Genomic DNA, 18,064 nt, shown 5'->3' on the forward strand with positions numbered 1-18,064 from the left:
CTCACACCCCTTCGTGCAGCAGTGCGGGTGCGAGCGGGTCTGCCCCGTAATGTCGCAGCCAGCGGATATCGCTTTCATAGAACGAACGCAGGTCGGGAATGCCGTTCTTCAGCATTGCCAGACGTTCGACCCCCATACCAAAGGCAAAGCCCTGCCACACGCGCGGGTCTAGTCCGCAGTTGGCCAGAACGCGGGCATGGACCATGCCGGCACCCAGCACTTCCAGCCAGTCTTCCCCTGCCCCGATCTCGCCCGTTTTGCGCGACCAACCGATATCCACCTCCAAGGAGGGTTCGGTGAACGGGAAGTAGGATGAACGAAAGCGCACCGGCAGGGACGGCTTGCCAAAAAATGCACGCAGGAACTCGATCAGGCAGCCTTTGAGATGCCCAAGAGTAATCCCCTCGCCCACGACCAGACCTTCGCACTGGTGGAACATGGGGGAATGCGTTGCATCATGATCGGCACGGTAAGTGCGGCCGGGGGCAATAATGCGGATAGGGGGCTTTTGCCCCAGCATGGTGCGGATCTGCACGCCGGAGGTCTGGGTCCGCAGAACGCGGGTCACGTCCAGCCCCGGTGAGGGAGGAAGGTAAAACGTGTCGTGATCAGTTCTGGCGGGGTGGTGGTCCGGTGTATTCAGGGCCGAGAAGTTGTGCCAGTCGGTCTCGATATCCGGCCCTTCGGCAACGTGAAAACCCATAACGCCAAAAATGGCCGTCATTTCCTCAATCGTGCGGCTGATCGGGTGGATGTAGCCCGTGGCTTCCGCCGGAGGGGGGGCGGTCACATCCAGTTTTTCCGCAATCAGGCGGGCCTGTAGGGCGGCGGCTTCGAGCTCCCTGCCACGTGCTTCCACAGCCTGTGTCAGCTCATCCCGCAAGCGGTTCAGGGCTACGCCCCGGGCCTTGCGTTCATCGGGCTGCATTTTTCCCAACGCTTTGAGCAGGCCGGTCAGGCGGCCGGATTTGCCCAGTGTGCCAACGCGCACGGCATCCCATGCCCGCAGGTCTGTGGCACCAGCCAGTTCGGACAGGACATCCTGCCGAAGAGTTTCTAGATCGTCGCTCATGGAACCCCGCGCTGAGGAAAAAATGCTACCGAGCGGATACAATCTCCCGCTCCGGGAGAAAAGCCCTTTGGCCCAAAAACCATCCGCCAAAAAGCAAAAAGGCCGCCCGGTAATGGACGGCCTTCTTGTATACCGGATCTGTCAGGACCGGCAATCAGGCTGCCAGAGCGGCCTGTGCCTTCTTGACGATTTCGGCAAAGGTTGCTGCGTCATCAAATGCGATGGCGGCCAGAACCTTGCGGTCAATCTCGATCCCAGCCTTGGCCAGACCGTTAATGAAACGGCTGTAGGTCAGGCCGTGTTCACGCACTGCGGCGTTAATACGCTGGATCCACAGAGCGCGGAATTCGCGCTTCTTGTTGCGGCGGTCACGATATGCGTACTGAAGCGCCTTTTCAACGCGTTCCAGAGCAATACGGTAGTTGGTGGAAGACCGGCCGCGGTAACCCTTGGACAGTTCCAGAACTTTTTTGTGGCGTGCGAGTGTGGTTACACCGCGTTTAACACGTGCCATATCTTAGATGCTCCTTACAGCCCGTAGGGGGCCCACTGCTTAACCGTACGGCCGTCCTGCGGCTGAAGAACCTGCGTGCCGCGTGCGGAGCGCTTCATCTTCTGGGTACGCTTGATCATGCCGTGACGCTTACCGCACGGGCCGGAGAGCACCTTGCCGGTCGCGGTGATCTTGAACCGCTTTTTGACCGACGACTTGGTCTTCATTTTGGGCATTTCTTTACTCCTGAAATACGCTGAACTTAACCGCCTTATCCCCGCAAGGGTGTAAAGCGGCTTCTGCACGGCCGGGCATGCCCCACAGGCCCGGACGCGTGCGCGAATGCGCTTCCTTAAAAGAAAGGCGGTTCGCTTTCAAGCCTTGGTTTGCAACAAATGCGCAACACAGAGCCCACCCGATTCTTCGACCGGTCGGATTCTGTGAGCCCAAAGGGGACGATCTACCCCCTATATATAAAGCAAGCCCCTCCACTCGCCCGAAGAAAATGCATGCCGCACATGCAAATCTTTACTTGTCTGTATCTGCGCGAATATAGGTAATAACCAGAAAAGGCCGTTTTTTGTAATATTCTTGCGATATATATAAATCATATACACTTACTCGTGTAATAACACGGCTTCTATACGTTTATCTATGATGCAAATCCAGATAGGATTGATCTCAATCAACGACAGACCGCAGACGCTGTTCCTCTGGCTGTGTTGGGCAGACTTGATCCATCTGCCCGCCAGACGGGACGTTTACACATAAGGTGGGGATTAGAGTGATCAAACGTCTATTAGCAGGAGCAGCAGCCATTGGTGCCATAGGTGGCCTGGGCTTTCTTTATTACGCCTGGTACCCACCTATTGAACCGGTAGAAGCCCCTGACCCGGGCAGTTTTTCCGCCGAACAGATCGAGCGTGGCCGCATTGTGGCCGCCGAAGGGTACTGCGCAGAGTGCCATACCCGCACGGATGGAAGTGGCGGCCCCGAACTGGCGGGCGATTACAAAATGGAAACGCCTTTTGGCGCCATCTATTCCTCCAATATTACGCCAGACCTCGAAACCGGCATAGGCAACTGGTCGGAAGAAGCCTTCCAGCGCGCCATGCACCTTGGGGTTTCACGCAAGGGCGTACATCTTATTCCGGCCTTCCCGTTTGATCATTTTACCAAAATGACCGAGCAGGATGTGTCCGACCTCTATGCTTACCTGATGACACGCCCCGCCGTGCATATGACGCACCGCACCAACGAACTGCCCTTCCCGCTCAGCCTGCGTATTCTTCAGGCCGGATGGAAGCTGCTCTACTTCACCCCCGGTGTGTACAAGCCCGACCCCCGGCATGACGCGCTATGGAACCGCGGAGCCTACCTGTCCGAAGGCAACGCCCATTGTGGCGCATGCCACACCCCGCGCGACTTCATGGGAGCCGAGAAAAAGAGCGCTCCTTACGATGGCGCGGTCGTGGACAACTGGATTGCCCCGCCGCTGAACGAACACAACCCCACCCCCACCACATGGACGGAGGACGAACTCTTCCAGTACCTGCGCTTTGGGGTCGCACCGCTGCATGGCCCTGCTGGTGGTCCCATGTCCCCCGTGCCGCACCGCTTCCTGTCCACTGTACCGGAAGAGGACGTGCATGCCATTGCGCATTACTTTGCTGATGTGGACCATGCCGCCGAGCGTGAAAAACATGACAAGGCCGCCCTTGCTCTTGCCATGGAACAGTCCAAGACCGATCTGATTGGCCCCAGCGTGGACCCGGACGCCAAGCTCTATCAGGGTGCGTGTGCTGCCTGCCATTACAATGCAGCCCCCTCCCCCGTGCTTGGCCGCCCAGATCTGGCACTGAACAACGCGTTGTGGCTGAGTGAGCCCACCAACCTCTATCAGGTCATCCTGCATGGTCTGACCGCAGAAGAGGGCCAGACCGGCGTGGCTATGCCCAGCTTCTACAATGCCCTGTCCGATCAGGATATGGCTCGGATTGCGGGCTACCTGCGCCGCACCCGTACCACCCTGCCACCATGGACCGACCTGGAAAAGAAAGCAGCCGCAGTGCGCAAGACCATTACCACCATTCCTGTCAATTCATCGCACTAAGACGGACCACGGAGCACGAGATGGTAAAATTCAAACTCAATGGCCGTGACGTTTCTGTCGATGTGCCAGACGACACCCCCCTGCTGTGGGCGCTGCGTGATGATCTGGATCTGACGGGCACAAAATTTGGCTGTGGTGTAGGTCAGTGTGGTGCCTGCACCGTTCTGGTTGGTGGCCGGGCAACGCGCTCGTGCATTACCCCGCTCAGTTCGCTCGAAGGGGCGGATGTTACCACCATTGAAGGGCTGGACCCCAATGGCAAACATGCCGTGCAGGAAGCATGGAAGGATATTCAGGTTCCGCAATGCGGGTACTGCCAGTCCGGCCAGATCATGCAGGCAGTCAGCCTGTTAAAGGATTATCCGGACCCTACGGATGAGGAAATTGACGGCGTTATGGGTGGTAGCCTGTGCCGCTGCATGACCTATGTCCGCATTCGCAAAGCCATAAAAAAAGCAGCCGCCGCCCTGCGCAAGGAGGAGCCGTCCAATGGGTAAGCTCGAACGTATTGCCGCACAGCAGGACCGGGCCGCAGGCCGTGGCCCCTCGCGCCGCAGTTTTCTGCTTACGGCTGCGGGGTCTGCCTTCCTGTTCGGGTTTGCCCGTCAGGGTAAGGCAGCACAGGTTTACCCGCAGGATGCCCCCGCCGCCTTGCAGGAGGCCAGCGCCTTTGAACCCACAATCTGGTGCTCCATCGCACCGGATGGCTGGGTGAACGTCAACATCATCCGCGCGGAAATGGGCCAGCATATTGGCACAGCCCTTGCCCGCATTATTGCGGATGAGATGGAAGCCGACTGGAACAAGGTCCGCATTACCTATGTGGACACAGACCCCAAATGGGGCCTTATGATTACCGGCGGCTCTTGGTCGGTCTGGATGACATGGGACCAGTTCCGTCAGGCCGGGGCTGCCGCACGCACGGTTATGGTCGAACAGGGCGCCAAGTTGCTTGGCGTTGCACCTTCGGCCTGTATTGCGCGTAATGGGCAGGTTATTGCGGGCAGCCGCTCCATTGGCTACGGCGATATTGTCAGCCGCGCGCACCCGACCAAAACCTATACGCCAGAGGAAATGGCCAAGCTGCCGCTCAAGCCCGCATCCGAGCACCGGCTGATTGGCAAGGACGTCAAGGCGCTGGACATTCCGTCCAAAACCAACGGAACCGCCATTTACGGCATAGACGCCAAGCTGGACGGCATGGTCTATGCCCGCCCCAAACTGCCCCCCACGCGTTATGGCTCCAAGGTTGTCTCGGTTGATGATAGCGAGGCCAAAAAGGTCAAGGGCTACATCCGCTACATTGTGCTCGAAGACCCATCAGACACCGTTCCCGGCTGGGTTGCGGTTCTGGCATCCTCCTACCCGGCTGCCATCCGTGCGACAGATGCTCTCAAGGTCGTGTGGACACCGGGCAAAACCGCCAACATTACCGAGCAGGACATTCTGGACTACGGCCGCAAGCAGATTGCCAACAAGGCCGGTGGCTCCCGCGTGTTCAACGACCCCGGTGTTGACGAAACATTTGCCAAGGCCGCCAAGGTGGTCGAGCAGACCTATACCTGCTCCTCCGTGCTGCATTACCAGCTTGAACCCATGAACGCGCTGGCCCGCCAGCACGAAGGCAAGTGGGAAGTGCATTGTGGCAACCAGTGGCAGACCCTCTTCCTGCCCGTTATAGCCAAGGCTTTGCAGGTTCCTGAATCCGAAGTGGTCATGCGCAGCTATCTGCTGGGTGGGGGCTTTGGCCGCCGCCTGAACGGGGATTACGCAGTGCCTGCGGCCCTTATTTCCGAGGCCATTGGTGGCAAGCCGGTCAAGCTGATCTTTACCCGCTCGGACGACGTGCTGTTTGATTCCATCCGCTCCCCCTCCGTGCAGACGGTCCGTGCCGCACTGGGCCAAGATGGTGCAATTACGGCATGGCAGCACCATGCATCCGCTGGCTGGCCGACCCGCGTTATGGCCAGCGCGTTTATGGAAAAAGGCGAAGATGGCAAACCCTACGACCAGTTTGCCATTGCTGGTGCTGACCACTGGTACGACGTAGGCCCCATGCTGGTGCGCGCACTGGACAACGATCTGGCGAGCGATACCTTCCGCCCCGGCTGGCTGCGCTCAGTCAGTTCCGGTTGGACCCCATGGGCGCATGAGAGCTTTCTGGATGAAATAGCCTATGCCCGCAAGCTGGACCCGGTGGACTACCGCCTGAGCCTGCTGGATAGCAAAGGCCGCAATGCAGGCAGCGCGCCCAACTCCGTGGGTGGGGCCAGCCGTCAGGCCAATGTGCTCAGGCATCTGGTGGAAAAATGCGGCTATGGCAAAGTCTCCCTGCCTGCGGATACAGCCATTGGCATTGCCACCACTTTTGGGCAGGAACGCAACATGCCAACATGGACGGCAGGCGCCGTGCAGGTGCATGTTGACCGCAAAACAGGCGTTGTAACCTGCCAGAAAATCTGGCTGGTGCTGGATGCGGGCACCATTATTGACCCCGATGGCGCAGCTGCACAGACCGAAGGTGGTGCATTGTGGGGGCTAAGCATGGCCTTGTTTGAGGGAACGGAAATTGTGGACGGCAACGTGCGCGACCGGAACCTGAACACCTACACCCCACTGCGTATTGCGGATGTGCCGGAGATGGATGTTGAATTCCTGCCCAGCACGGAAAAACCCATGGGTCTGGGCGAGCCGGGTGTAACAACCATTGCACCTGCTGTGGGCAATGCCATCTTCAACGCCGTGGGTGTGCGCCTGCGCCACCTGCCCATCCGCCCGGCGGATGTGCTTAAAGGCCTGAAAGAAAAAGGGAACGCCTGACCTTACCCCGGTCAGGCTAAATACAAAAACCGGTCCGTACATATAGCGGGCCGGCCCCATGATTAAAAAAAACCCCAGCCCGGCATGGTTATGCGGACTGGGGGTTTTTTATGGCGGGCTGTCATGCTGCCGCACTAAAAACCAATATGCGGCAACCGCTCAGGCGGACACAGCAGCAGCCGTGCGAATGGCGCGGGCCATGGCTTCCACCCCGTTGCCACGATTGGTGGACAGGGCCTGCACCAGCCCAAGATCACGCAGAAATCCGGGGTCCGTTGCCTGAATTTCCTCCCGCGTGCGGCCTGAATAGACGCGCAGCAGCAACGCGACCAACCCACACACAATGGCGGCATCAGACAGGCCAGCAAAGTAGAGCCTGCCGTCTGCTTCTTTTTCCTCCAGCCAGACCTGACTCTGGCAGCCGGGCACGCGGTGCGCATCGTTGCACCACTCGGGCGGGAATGGTGGCAGTTTGCGCCCCATTTCTATGATGTACTGGTAGCGCTCCATCCAGTCATCAAACACGTCCAGCTCATCGCCAATGGCTTCGATCGCTTCTGCCGCAGTGTCTTCCTGCGGATTAACAAATGGTGCTTCCATTATAAAATAAACCTGCTCAGATCACCCTTCCGGGCCAAAGGTGCCACCTTGTCGCGCACCATGGCGCCATCCACCACAACATTTTCGCCCTGACGGTCGGAGGCTGTGAAAGAAATATCCTCCAGTAGTTTTTCCAGCACCGTGGCAAGCCTGCGCGCACCAATATTTTCCACCCGGTCGTTAATATCGGCGGCCAGTTCCGCAAGTGCATCCACCGCATCATCGGCAAACGTCAGGCTTACACCCTCGGTTTTCATCAAGGCGGTATACTGCTTGAGCAGCGAATGTTCCGGGTCGGTCAGAATACGCCGCAGATCATCGCGCGAGAGGGGCTGTAATTCCACGCGGATGGGCAGACGCCCCTGCAATTCGGGCAAAAGGTCTGATGGCTTGGCCAGATGGAACGCGCCCGAGGCAATGAACAGAATATGGTCGGTTTTGACCGGCCCGTGCTTGGTGGAAACAGTCGTCCCTTCAATAAGGGGGAGCAGGTCACGCTGCACCCCCTCGCGCGAGACATCGCCCCCCTTCATCCCCGTTTCGGATGAGCGGGCGCACACCTTGTCGATCTCGTCCAAAAAGACAATGCCGTTGTTCTGCACATGGGCCACGGCTTCCCGCGTCAGGCTTTCGCTATCCAGCAGGCGCTCGGCTTCTTCACGCCGCAGATGTTCGCGGGCGGCGGAAATCTTGAGTTTTTTCTGTTTGGGCGCGCGGTTCATGAAGCCTTTCATCATGTCCCCAATATTGATCACGCTCCCCGGCATCATACCCGGCATATCCCCCGGCCCGGTGGGGGCTGGCTCGGTTACGGCAATATCAATTTCCTTATCCTCAAGCTGCCCGCTGCGCAGCATGGTACGGAACTTGCTTTTGGTATCGGCCGAGGAGCCCTCGCCCGCCTGCACATTGATAATCCGCTCTTCCGCCGCTTGGGCAGCCTGCTCCTCCACATCCTTGCGGCGCAGGTCCTTGAGCATGACAATAGCGGCATCCACAAGGTCGCGCACAATGCTGTCCACGTCCCGGCCAACATAGCCGACCTCGGTAAACTTGGTGGCCTCAACCTTAAGGAATGGAGCCTGCGCCAGTTTGGCCAGCCTGCGGGCAATCTCGGTTTTGCCGCAGCCGGTCGGGCCGATCATGAGGATGTTCTTGGGTACGACCTCCTCACGCATGGCCTCGGGCAGTTGTGCCCGGCGCCAGCGGTTGCGCATGGCAATGGCAACCGCACGTTTGGCATCCCCCTGACCCACAATGTAGCGGTCAAGTTCGGCAACAATGTCACGCGGGGAAAGATGGGGGGCTTGCATCAGGCGTTTTCTCCCGCAGTGCTGGCATCCAGCGTTTCTATCCGCACGGAATGGTTGGTATAAACACAGATATCGCCAGCAATCTTCATGGCGCGGGTGACAATTTCCGCAGCACTCAGCCCATCTACCGTCAGTAGTGCCCGGGCAGCGGAAAGGGCGTAATTACCACCCGAGCCAATGGCGATAATGCCGTCCTCTGGTTCCAGTACATCACCATTGCCTGTCAGGGTAAAGGAGTGTTCCGCATCGGCTACGGCCATCATGGCCTCCAGCCGGCGCAGGTAGCGGTCCGTGCGCCAGTCCTTGGCCAGTTCCACGCAGGCGCGCTCCAACTGGTTGGGGTAACGCTCCAGCTTGGCCTCCAACCGTTCCAGCAGCGTAAAGGCATCCGCCGTGGCACCGGCAAACCCTGCCAGAATGCTGCCAGAGGGGCCAATGCGCCGGACCTTGCGGGCGTTGCCCTTGATCACGGTGCTGCCCAGCGTGACCTGACCGTCACCCGCCATGGCAACCTGCGCACCCCGGCGCACACAAAGAATGGTGGTCCCGTGCCAGCCGACGGGATCATGCGAAGACGAAGCAGAATGAAAACTATCCATAACACCAAGAAATAGGCGTTCTGGCGCAGGACACAAGAGGGCGGGCTATGCTGCCAGCATAGCCCTTACATCTCCCAGCAACGCATCACGCGTGTAAGGCTTGTGCAGAACGGCAACCCCTTCGGGCAGAACACCAAAATCCGCATAGCCGGTTACAAACAGAACCGGCAAGTCGGCACGGACGTCGTGGATGCGCCGTGCGGCCTCGCCCCCGTTCATGCCCGGCATCATCACGTCCATGACCACAAGGGCAATGCTGGTGGTGGACTGTACTTTTTCCACCGCCTCCGCACCACTTGCCGCCTCCATGACCTCATACCCAGCGCGGCGTAAAAAGCCGCTGGTTACCGCACGCACGCCCGGTTCGTCATCCACGACCAGAATGGTGCTGCCTACTCCGTTTTCGGGCAGGACACGGGCAATGGTCTGCACCGTGTTGGCCGGTACCGCGGGAATGGCCGCCGCCATCTCCTGATCCATAGCGGGGAACCATAGCTCTACCGATGTGCCGCCACCGGGGGCGCTATCCACCCGCACCTCTCCCCCACAATGGCTGATGAAGCCGTAGATCATGGACAGGCCAAGCCCAACACCCTGCCCCGTACCTTTGGTGGTAAAGAACGGGTCAAAAATACGGGCGCGTATGTCCTCCGTCATGCCAATGCCGCGGTCTGTGACCTGCACCACAACCCATGCACCCGCATGCTCACGCCCGACATGCCGTCCCAGCAGGCGCGCAACCCGCCGGACGGAAACACAGGTCGCCCCTCCCTCAGACTGGGCATCCAGTGCGTTAATGCACAGGCTGAACACTGCCAGTTCAAGCTGCACCGCATCGGTCCAGACTGGAGGCAGGGCCTCGTCAGGAATACTGAAGCGCACACTGCTGAAGCGGCTCATACCTTCCAGCCGGGAGGTGTCCAGCGCCCCACGGATTTCCTCAGGCACTTTCCCCTGCTTCATGAAGTTCTGAAGGTTTTCCAGCACGTCATGCATATCCACCCGCTGGCAAACCAGATGCCTTGGGCGGCTGAAGTCCAGCAGCTTGCGGGTTAACACAGCCCCACGTCGGGCGGCCTCCATGGCGTTCTCATACAGCCGGACGACCGAGGCCTCCTTTGGTGGCTCCAGATCCTGCACAAGCTCCAAGGAGCCCTGAATGGCCGTAAGCAGGTTGTTAAAGTCATGCGCAATGCCACCAGCCAGCGTGCCAATGGCCTGCATTTTTTGCGCCTGCCGCAACCGCTGCTCCAGACTTAAAAGCTCGCTGACATCGCGGTCGATCAGAATGGAGTAATCGGACAGCATGGCCGACTGCACGGGAGTATTCCGCAGGCTGTCCAGCCGCACGCGCGTCAGGTCATGCCAGCGGGCCGGACCGTCGTGCGCAGGGAGCTGGAGCACCTGCTGGTCACGCCCGGTCTGGGCAAGCTGGCCTTCAGCCTCCTTCAGACTTTCCAGTCTTGGGCCATCCACCAGATCCTCTTCGCGCTGGCCAATGCACTGCGCGACCGTATGCCCCAACTGGCTTGCCATCTGCTGATTAAGCCGCACAAAGCAGCCAGCCTGATCCTTGACCGCAAGCCCGAAAGGCAGGTTGTCCAGCAGGCCACGCAGGAGCAGGCGTTCGCACTCCAGCTCTTTTTCCAAAAAGTACCGCGCGGCCGCCTGCCCAACCATGGAGAGCAGGGTTTCATCATCCCACGGCTTGTATGCAAAAAAGGAAATCTGACCCCGGTTCAGGGCAGCCTCCACGGCCGAAATATCGGCATACCCCGTGAGCAGAATGGCCCCCGCAGCAGAAAGCTCGCGCGCATGGGCCAAAAAGACATCACCCGTCATGCCCGGCATGCGCTGGTCAGAAACAATGACCGCAACGCCGGGATTCTGGCGCAGGCGATCCAGCCCTTCCTCCCCCGAGGACGCGGTCAGAACCGTATAAGCACTCTCCAGCAGATCGGACAGTGCGACCAGAATTTCGGGCTCGTCATCCACAACGAGCACCAAAGGGCGCTGTGTTGGTTCATATAACGTGCTCACCGCGCCTCTCCTCTCCTGTTTTGTAGGGCACACGGATGGTAAAACAGGCACCACCCAAGGTCCCTGAGTTTGTTATAACAATACTCCCGCCGTGTGCCTGCACAACCCCATACGCCGTTGCCAGACCAAGCCCGGTCCCCGAGCCTACAGGTTTTGTTGTAAAAAACGGTTCAAAAACGCGTTCCTGCAATTCCTGTGGTACCCTCGGCCCTGTATCCGATATCTGCAACACGTAATTTTCGGTCCCTCCGGCCTCTGCCGCCTCCAAAAAAGAGGCAATCAGAATCTGGTCCTTGCGTCTGCCAGGCACGATCCCCCCCTGCTTGCGGGCTGTCTCGCGCTTTTCCAGAATGGCGTCGGCTGCGTTGCTCACAATGTTCATGACCACCTGATTGACCAGCGCCGCCTGACAGACCAGTTCGGGCGGTGCTTCCAACCGACATTCCACGGCTATTTCCTGCCCGAGTTTGGGGGCCAGAAGTGTCAGCACCATGGCAATGGCGTCCGGCACATCCAGCCGGCGGAATTCGCCTTCCTCCAGACGGGAAAAACGCCGCAGGCTGGCAACCAGTTCACGCAGTCTGGACAGGCCGACAAGGGAGGAGGCCAGCCGCTCGGACCCTTTGGTCAGCGCGGCTTCCGCCACCACGGTATCGCCCTGCCTTACAGCCTGCAAAGCCTGCGCCATACTGCGTTTGACCGTGTTCTCATGCGCCAGCACAAAAGCCAGTGGGTTATTGAACTCATGCGCAATACCAGCAGCGAGTTCCCCCAGAGAAGCCATTTTGGCGGACTGCACCAGTTTGACCTGCGCATCGATCAACTTACGGTTAGCGGCCGCCAGATCCGCATTAACCCGGCGTAACGCATCGGCCAGCGCCATACGCGCACGGGCACTTTCTATATGCGCTTCCTCACGCCGGGCTTCGTCTTGCAAGGTTTTGCGGCGCACAAGGCTGCTTATGCGTGCGACCAGCAATGCGGGTTCTATGTCCGAATCCGTCAGGTCATCCACGCCGGCATTAAACGCCATCCGTATTTTTTCTGCCGTAAGCTGGCCATGTTCCACAACGCCCAGCACACGGGTGCATTGGCGGCTCCTGCGTCGGAAGGCGGAAACGGTCTGCGCCAGCGCCAACCCGTTAAAGGCCGGGCAGCTCAGATCCACCACAATACAGTCTGGCTGGATGCGCCCGGCACTGACATTGGACAACTCAAGCCGGTCGGGGTCCTCCACCAGCTTTGCGTCCTCGCCATTCTGGCGCAGCATTTTGACAATACGGGGGGTTTTGCCAACATTGGCCCCATCGGGCCATGCCCATAAAATACCACCGGGCGCGGTCACGACGGATACGCGCGGCTGGCGGAACACGGCTCCCTCACGCTCGGCTGTTTCATCCCCGAATTCGCGCAGGAGAGCGCATATCCGAAAAATCAGAAAAACCGGGTCATCCGTTGCGCAAAAGCAGGCATCCGCCCCGCGCTCGAGAATTTCGCGCTCCTGCTCCGCGTTATGTTCGTCCACCAGCACAACAACGGGTATGCCCCGTGTGGCCGATGTCAGGCGCAGGCGCTGGCACAACTGGGCTGCGGACATATCCGGCAGGTGGTCCTGCACAACCAGAAGGCTAGGGAGCTCGCTGTCAAACCCGGCAAAAACCGTACGACCATCCGCGGCTATGCGCACCCCCAGACCGCGTTTGTCCAGTTCAGCCACAAGCTGTTGTTCGCAGGTTGCATTGACCCCCGCGAACAGGATGGTGCAGGAAAGAAAATCCATAAATTCCGCCTATAGCTGGACGCCTAGGCCCATCCTTCTTGCGCTTAAATCTGATTTTAAACCCATACCAAACAAAAACATCCGCCGTCTGCTCGCGAATGCGTTACCACGATAGCTGCCCGCATCTGCCCCCCTGCAAGCATGGTGGCAAGACACGCACAAGAACGGTATAAAGACCGATCTTTACTTGGGTAGCCTGCCCCACTGGCAGTCTGGCCGACACTTCCGCCTCGGATTACCTGAAGGAACACAGGTTTATGGACACGCGCACACCCCTACCCGCTTCCCAGCAACCTATTGCCATGTCCTCCCGCCAGAACACATCTGCTTCCGCCGGACTACGGCTGCTGCGTACGGCCATAGGGGCCGCCTGTTATTTTGTGTTCTATTTTGTGCAGCAGATGGCAGAACTGTTTGCCCCCCTCCTGCTTATTGCCGGCGCCGCATGGGCAGCGCTGCCTGCGCTGGTCAAAACCCTGACCCGCACCACCGCATCGGCCGACCCGCAGGCGCATGACGCCATTGCCAGCGTTGCCAACGCCATTCCCGAACAGATTACCCTTGCCGGGCACGAACTGACCGCCAGCGGACTGATCTGCGACGGTCTGGGGCTTATGGCCGTGGCAGCAGCGGGGGCAACTCTGGCCATGCTGGTCGGCCGCAAACTCTAAGTAACCAGCCCCCCTGCCCAGCAGGGCCTTGGGGGCGTAAAATGGCGTTATCCCGGCTGGTGCAGCCGGGCGGCGGCTGGCCATGCCTGCACCACAGCCGCCCACCAGTGCCAAGCACCCAGCACAACCAGTGCCGCCAGCACAAAGCTTGCAATCCACGCCCTGCGCCAGAACTGCTCGCTTTGCAGCAAGGTACGTACATCGGTGCCTGCCAGCCGTCTGGTGCAGTTTGCCACAACCTCCTGCATAATCTGCACAGCCGACCCAGAGCCCAGCTTATAAGCCGGGCGGGCAATATGAGCAGCCAGTGGCGCGCTTCCAATTTTACCTGCCTTGCCCGGTTCCTGTGGCTGGCTGGCTGGCACAACAACCTCTGGTTCACGGGTAGGTACTGCTGCATCCACCGTAGGGGTAGCTACCGGAGCCATTACCGGCGGAACTGGTATTGATACAGGTGTGGCAGGCGCATTCGCCACCGAGTTTACCTGCTCTGGCTCTGGCTCTGGCTCTGGCTCTGGCTCTGGCGTGCCTACAGGCGGTTGTGGTGGAGGGGCAAGGAGTTCGTCTGGTTCTGCCGGGGGGGCTGCTGCCGGTTCTGCCGCGGTTTGGTCAGCGTCAACGCTTTCATCCGCCACCTGCGGCGCGGTGGGAAGCAACGCTTTGGTCTGCTGTTCGGCAGCTGGTTCTGGCACATCCACTGCCACGTCCACGGTCGCGGACACAGGGACCGCCTGCGCTGCGTCAGCAATGGCCTGTTCTGGGGCATGCTCAACAGGAGCAGATTCTTCCTCCGCCTGTGGGGGCGGCATGCCGGGCTTTGCAAGGTCAGCCCCTGCGGGAGAGGGCGTTACAGCCGGAGCAACATCCTGCGGGGGCGTGTTGGCCTGTGGGCTCTCGTGCCCGTCATCATGTGTTTCTGGGGGAGTAAGCCGCCATTTTACACCACAGACGGAGCATTTAAGCGTGTGCCGTTTAGCCAGAAGAGCTTCGGGAACCTGATATGCCGCACCGCAGGAAGGACAGACAATCTTCATGAACACTCTCTTAGCAGGGCCTCTCCCCGTTGCCCCGATCTGGCTGGAACGGCAGGCTAGGCATCAGGACGGAAGACGAACGTAATCCCCCTTCTATATCACAGGAAAGGGCAAACCGTGCCAGCCCCCGATCCTAAAGGCACGGAACACCTTTTTCAATTCAGCTCTTGATGGCGCTTCGCAATCGACAGTCCACGGGACTATCCGCTACACTCGCCGCATGTGGGACCTGCCTTATTCTTATGCTCTTTCGCCCGGAAACAGGTAAATGATTCGTCTGGACAATGTCTCCTGGCGCCGGGGCAAAAAGGACAATGGGCCAGTGCTGGCCAACCTGTCCTTTGCTGTGCCTCAGGGCGGCTTCCGCTGGCTGCTTGGCCCTTCGGGGGCGGGCAAGAGCAGCCTGCTCAGCCTGCTGCACATTGAAAACCTGCCTACGGATGGGCAGATGTCCATTCTGGGCAAAACGGTCGCGCAGGAAGAAAAGCGCGCAGCCCTTGTGCGCCTGCGCCAAAGAATCGGCATGGTGCATCAGGACTACCAGCTTATGCCCGACCTTTCGGTGGCCGATAACGTGGCCCTGCCCCTGCGCCTGCAAAACCGCCCCGAAGACGAAATTCAGGACGAGGTTCACGCTATTCTCAAATGGGTGGGTCTGGGCGAGCGCGTGGATGTACCCGCAACGCGGCTTTCTGGCGGGGAGCAGCAGCGCACCGCCATTGCCCGCGCCATTATCCACCGGCCGGGCCTTATTCTGGCGGACGAACCCACAAACGCTCTGGAAGAAAGTCAGGCCTGCCGCCTGCTCGATATGTTTGCCGAACTCAGCGCCATGGGGACCACTGTTGTTGTTGCAACCCACAACGAATCCCTTGTCCGCAGGCTTGAGCGGCCTTTTCTGTTTCTCGAACGTGGGCGTCTGGTTGAAGAGGGAGGCGAGCGCGCATGAGCCGCCCCTTCTCTGGCCGTAAGGACGGTCTTTCCCTTTCCGAAGCCCTACCAGACCGCAGCCTGTTCGCTCTTGTGGCTATGATGGGTTTTCTCGCGGCACTCACTCTGGCCGGGGCCAGTGGCGCCCGTGCCCTGTCCGCCCGCTGGTCCGGTGGTGCGGCCCAGTTGCTGACCATTCAGGTGCCAGATGCGGACACCGCATTAACGACGCAAAATGGCCCCAGCGCCACCACAACACGCGTGCAGGCCGTACTGGCCGACCTTGCCAGCCTGCCCGAAGGGGCACAGATACACCAGTTAACCCCACCCGAACTGGCTCGCCTGCTGGAACCATGGCTGGGAGAGACGGATAATTCCGCCCTACCTCTTCCAGCGATTATCCGCGTCAAACTCCCGCCTGATACGACCGTGCCCGCCGCGCTGGAGCAAACCCTGAACGCCCATGTTCCCGGCACCATAGTCGAGCATAACGCCCGCTGGGGCGAGCGCCTGCGCGCACTGGCCAACAGTCTGCTGGCCTGCGCGGGGCTGGCGTTGCTCAGTGTAGGCGGTATTGCCACCATGATTACGGGCCTTGCCACCCGCACCGGCCTTGCCACCCGCAAGGACATTATTAAAACCCTGCATGGGCTTGGAGCCTCGGATAGCTATATTGCAGGCCGTTTTGCATGGCGCACGGCAACCCTTGGCTTTGGCGGCGGACTGACCGGCACACTGGTGGCGTGCCCGCCCCTTTTGCTGCTCCTGCAAATGGCAGCACCTTTTGCCAGCGCACCGCAGGCCACGCCTGAGCGGCTTTTGCCAACAGACTGGCAGGCTCTGGCCAACACCATACCGCCAGATATGCTGTGCGCCCTTGCGTTCCTCCCCTTTGCGGCAGCTTTTATCTGCTGGTTTACAACTCAGGTCATGGTGCGCCTGTGGCTGCTGCGCCTGCCGTAATGCGTAACACCATGCCCCTGCCCCGCCTGAGCCAACGCTTTGGGCCTCTGCTGCAAAAAACCTGTCTGCTGGCTGGCACCTGCTGGCTGGTGGGGTTTGGCTGGTTTATTTATGACGCACGCCAGCCCCCCGCACCCACATTGCATGCCGATGGCATTGTTGCCCTGACAGGTGGCACGGGGCGGGTGGAAACATCGCTCCGCCTGCTTGCCAGCAACCCGGATGCCCGCCTGCTTATTTCGGGCGTGGACCTGCAAACATCGGTGCGTGCATTGCTACCCACAACCACTCCGCCAGATTTGGCGGCCCGCATTACACTGGGGTATCAGGCCCGTTCAACCATTGGTAACGCAACCGAAACCGCGGTCTGGGTTGCGGACCACCACATGAACAGCCTGATTATTGTAACCGCAGGCTACCATATGCGCCGCGCCATGCTGGAACTGGGGCGTACATTGCCCGGCGTAACCCTGAGCCCCTACCCGGTTATGCCCCCCGCCATGGAACACCCATGGCGGCTCTCCACAATCCGGCTGATGGGCATGGAATACATGAAGTGGCTTGGCGCGCTGGCAGGCATGAAGCGCAACCCCTCACTCTAGGGTCACCCGCCAGATCAGGCGGGCACAGGCACACCAAGCACTGCGGCGTGGTGGCGCAGGTGCTCGGCCACAAAGCTCTGCACAAACCAGTAGGAGTGGTCGTACCCCGCCTGCTCACGGCAGATCAGCGCCTGCCCTGCTTTTTCGGCGGCAGCCACCAGATGCCACGGCTGCAACTCACGCTGCAAAAACTGGTCCGCAAGACCCGTATCCACCAGAATGGGGGATGGGTGCTTATATCCATCTTCCAGCAGGCACACCGCATCATGCGCGCGCCATGCGGCGTGATCGGCACCCAGATAGGTGGAGAGCGCCTTTTTGCCCCATGGCACAATGGAGGGGTGCACAACGGGGGCAAAGGCGGAAATGGATTTCCAGAACAAGGGAGCCTGCAAACCATGCACCAGCGCCCCATGCCCGCCCATGGAATGCCCCATGATCCCGCGCCTTGCACCATCCAGCGGCAGGGCGGCCTCCACCAGCAAAGGCAGTTCCTGCGCTATGTAGCTCCCCATACGGTAATGCTGCGCCCATGGCTGCTGTGTTGCATCCAGGTAGAACCCCGCCCCTGTTCCCAGGTCCCAGTCCGTGGCCTCTCCCTCTATACCCGCACCACGTGGGGAGGTATCGGGCGTGACAAGGGCAATGCCCAGCCGGGCGGCTTCGGCCAGCGCTCCTGCCTTGATCAGAAAAGTCTCCTGCGTGCAGGTCAGTCCGGCCAGTGCGTACACAACCGGCACCCTGCTGCCCTGCATGGCTGAGGGCGGCAAAAATACGCCAAACCGCGCGGGCAGGCCCAGTACGCTGGACGGATGTTGGTAAAACATAACGCGCCCGCCGTGAGCGTTATGCTCTTCAAGCAGTGTCAGCCCTGTTGCTTCAGTCATTCCCGCATCCCTTTTCATCTGGTCAGCCATGCCAGCTCATGCTTACCATTGCCCAGCATGCACAAACCATAATCTCGCAGGCAACCCTGCGATGTATTGTGTGTTAAAATGACACCGGGCATTCCGCCCCCTGCATACAGAACCGGA

At 59.8% G+C, this 18,064-nt stretch carries 17 protein-coding genes; 7 read left to right on the forward strand and 10 right to left on the reverse strand.

Annotated elements, in window-relative coordinates:
• Window position 1: 1 nt before the first annotated feature.
• From pheS to rpmI, 3 genes are all read right to left on the reverse strand, one after another.
• On the reverse strand, window positions 2-1,072 hold the full coding sequence (gene pheS, locus GOB86_RS01135) for a phenylalanine--tRNA ligase subunit alpha (protein ID WP_165990554.1): 1,071 nt from the start codon (window positions 1,070-1,072) through the stop codon (window positions 2-4).
• 154 nt (window positions 1,073-1,226) lie between these two features.
• Window positions 1,227-1,586, reverse strand: coding sequence for a 50S ribosomal protein L20 (rplT, locus tag GOB86_RS01140; protein ID WP_025824929.1), 360 nt, complete (start codon window positions 1,584-1,586; stop codon window positions 1,227-1,229).
• A 14-nt stretch (window positions 1,587-1,600) separates the two neighbouring features.
• Entirely contained in the window at window positions 1,601-1,801 is a 201-nt protein-coding gene (rpmI, locus tag GOB86_RS01145) for a 50S ribosomal protein L35 (RefSeq protein ID WP_048853984.1), read from the reverse strand.
• 548 nt (window positions 1,802-2,349) lie between these two features.
• Here rpmI and GOB86_RS01150 point away from each other — a divergent pair.
• The 3 genes from GOB86_RS01150 to GOB86_RS01160 are packed head-to-tail and all read left to right on the forward strand — an operon-like array spanning window position 2,350 to window position 6,498.
• Window positions 2,350-3,678, forward strand: a complete 1,329-nt coding sequence (locus GOB86_RS01150) for a c-type cytochrome (RefSeq protein ID WP_165990555.1) — start codon at window positions 2,350-2,352, stop codon at window positions 3,676-3,678.
• A 20-nt stretch (window positions 3,679-3,698) separates the two neighbouring features.
• Window positions 3,699-4,175 carry a (2Fe-2S)-binding protein gene (locus tag GOB86_RS01155; protein WP_165990556.1) on the forward strand — a complete coding sequence of 159 codons (477 nt, stop codon included), beginning with the start codon at window positions 3,699-3,701 and terminating at the stop codon, window positions 4,173-4,175.
• The gene (locus GOB86_RS01160) at window positions 4,168-6,498 is read left to right on the forward strand and encodes a xanthine dehydrogenase family protein molybdopterin-binding subunit (RefSeq protein ID WP_165990557.1); all 2,331 of its coding nucleotides are present in this window, start codon (window positions 4,168-4,170) and stop codon (window positions 6,496-6,498) included. Before GOB86_RS01155 ends, GOB86_RS01160 begins: the two co-directional genes overlap by 8 nt.
• Before the next feature lie 159 nt (window positions 6,499-6,657).
• On the opposite strand, the gene GOB86_RS01165 is transcribed toward GOB86_RS01160, so the two are convergent.
• Genes GOB86_RS01165 through GOB86_RS01185 form a run of 5 tightly spaced genes read right to left on the reverse strand, consistent with a single transcriptional unit; the run spans window position 6,658 to window position 12,830 of the window.
• Window positions 6,658-7,098: a SufE family protein gene (locus tag GOB86_RS01165; protein ID WP_165990558.1), complete on the reverse strand. Its 441-nt coding sequence runs from the start codon at window positions 7,096-7,098 to the stop codon at window positions 6,658-6,660.
• Window positions 7,098-8,411, reverse strand: coding sequence for an ATP-dependent protease ATPase subunit HslU (gene hslU / locus GOB86_RS01170; protein WP_165990559.1), 1,314 nt, complete (start codon window positions 8,409-8,411; stop codon window positions 7,098-7,100). Before hslU ends, GOB86_RS01165 begins: the two co-directional genes overlap by 1 nt.
• The gene (gene hslV / locus GOB86_RS01175) at window positions 8,411-9,010 is read right to left on the reverse strand and encodes an ATP-dependent protease subunit HslV (RefSeq protein ID WP_165990560.1); all 600 of its coding nucleotides are present in this window, start codon (window positions 9,008-9,010) and stop codon (window positions 8,411-8,413) included. Before hslV ends, hslU begins: the two co-directional genes overlap by 1 nt.
• 45 nt (window positions 9,011-9,055) lie before the next feature.
• Window positions 9,056-11,050: a response regulator gene (locus tag GOB86_RS01180; RefSeq protein ID WP_165990561.1), complete on the reverse strand. Its 1,995-nt coding sequence runs from the start codon at window positions 11,048-11,050 to the stop codon at window positions 9,056-9,058.
• The gene (locus GOB86_RS01185) at window positions 11,034-12,830 is read right to left on the reverse strand and encodes an ATP-binding protein (RefSeq protein WP_165990562.1); all 1,797 of its coding nucleotides are present in this window, start codon (window positions 12,828-12,830) and stop codon (window positions 11,034-11,036) included. Before GOB86_RS01185 ends, GOB86_RS01180 begins: the two co-directional genes overlap by 17 nt.
• Window positions 12,831-13,087: 257 nt before the next feature.
• Here GOB86_RS01185 and GOB86_RS01190 point away from each other — a divergent pair, with 257 nt between their 5' ends.
• Complete coding sequence (locus GOB86_RS01190) at window positions 13,088-13,501, forward strand: hypothetical protein (RefSeq protein WP_165990563.1); 414 nt, start codon at window positions 13,088-13,090, stop codon at window positions 13,499-13,501.
• A 47-nt stretch (window positions 13,502-13,548) separates the two neighbouring features.
• On the opposite strand, the gene GOB86_RS01195 is transcribed toward GOB86_RS01190, so the two are convergent.
• Window positions 13,549-14,535 carry a zinc-ribbon domain-containing protein gene (locus tag GOB86_RS01195; protein ID WP_165990564.1) on the reverse strand — a complete coding sequence of 329 codons (987 nt, stop codon included), beginning with the start codon at window positions 14,533-14,535 and terminating at the stop codon, window positions 13,549-13,551.
• A gap of 268 nt (window positions 14,536-14,803) precedes the next feature.
• On the opposite strand from GOB86_RS01195, the gene GOB86_RS01200 reads away from it, so the two are divergent.
• The 3 genes from GOB86_RS01200 to GOB86_RS01210 are packed head-to-tail and all read left to right on the forward strand — an operon-like array spanning window position 14,804 to window position 17,030.
• On the forward strand, window positions 14,804-15,484 hold the full coding sequence (locus GOB86_RS01200) for a cell division ATP-binding protein FtsE (protein WP_165990565.1): 681 nt from the start codon (window positions 14,804-14,806) through the stop codon (window positions 15,482-15,484).
• Complete coding sequence (locus tag GOB86_RS01205; protein ID WP_165990566.1) at window positions 15,481-16,428, forward strand: cell division protein FtsX; 948 nt, start codon at window positions 15,481-15,483, stop codon at window positions 16,426-16,428. Before GOB86_RS01200 ends, GOB86_RS01205 begins: the two co-directional genes overlap by 4 nt.
• An 11-nt stretch (window positions 16,429-16,439) precedes the next feature.
• Window positions 16,440-17,030 (forward strand): YdcF family protein, encoded by a 591-nt coding sequence (locus GOB86_RS01210; protein WP_165990722.1) that lies wholly within the window; start codon window positions 16,440-16,442, stop codon window positions 17,028-17,030.
• Between the two features lie 14 nt (window positions 17,031-17,044).
• Here GOB86_RS01210 and fghA read toward each other — a convergent pair whose 3' ends face one another.
• Window positions 17,045-17,917 carry an S-formylglutathione hydrolase gene (gene fghA / locus GOB86_RS01215; protein ID WP_165990567.1) on the reverse strand — a complete coding sequence of 291 codons (873 nt, stop codon included), beginning with the start codon at window positions 17,915-17,917 and terminating at the stop codon, window positions 17,045-17,047.
• Window positions 17,918-18,064: the final 147 nt, after the last annotated feature.

It is taken from the genome of Acetobacter lambici (assembly GCF_011516885.1).
Classification (GTDB): domain Bacteria; phylum Pseudomonadota; class Alphaproteobacteria; order Acetobacterales; family Acetobacteraceae; genus Acetobacter; species Acetobacter lambici.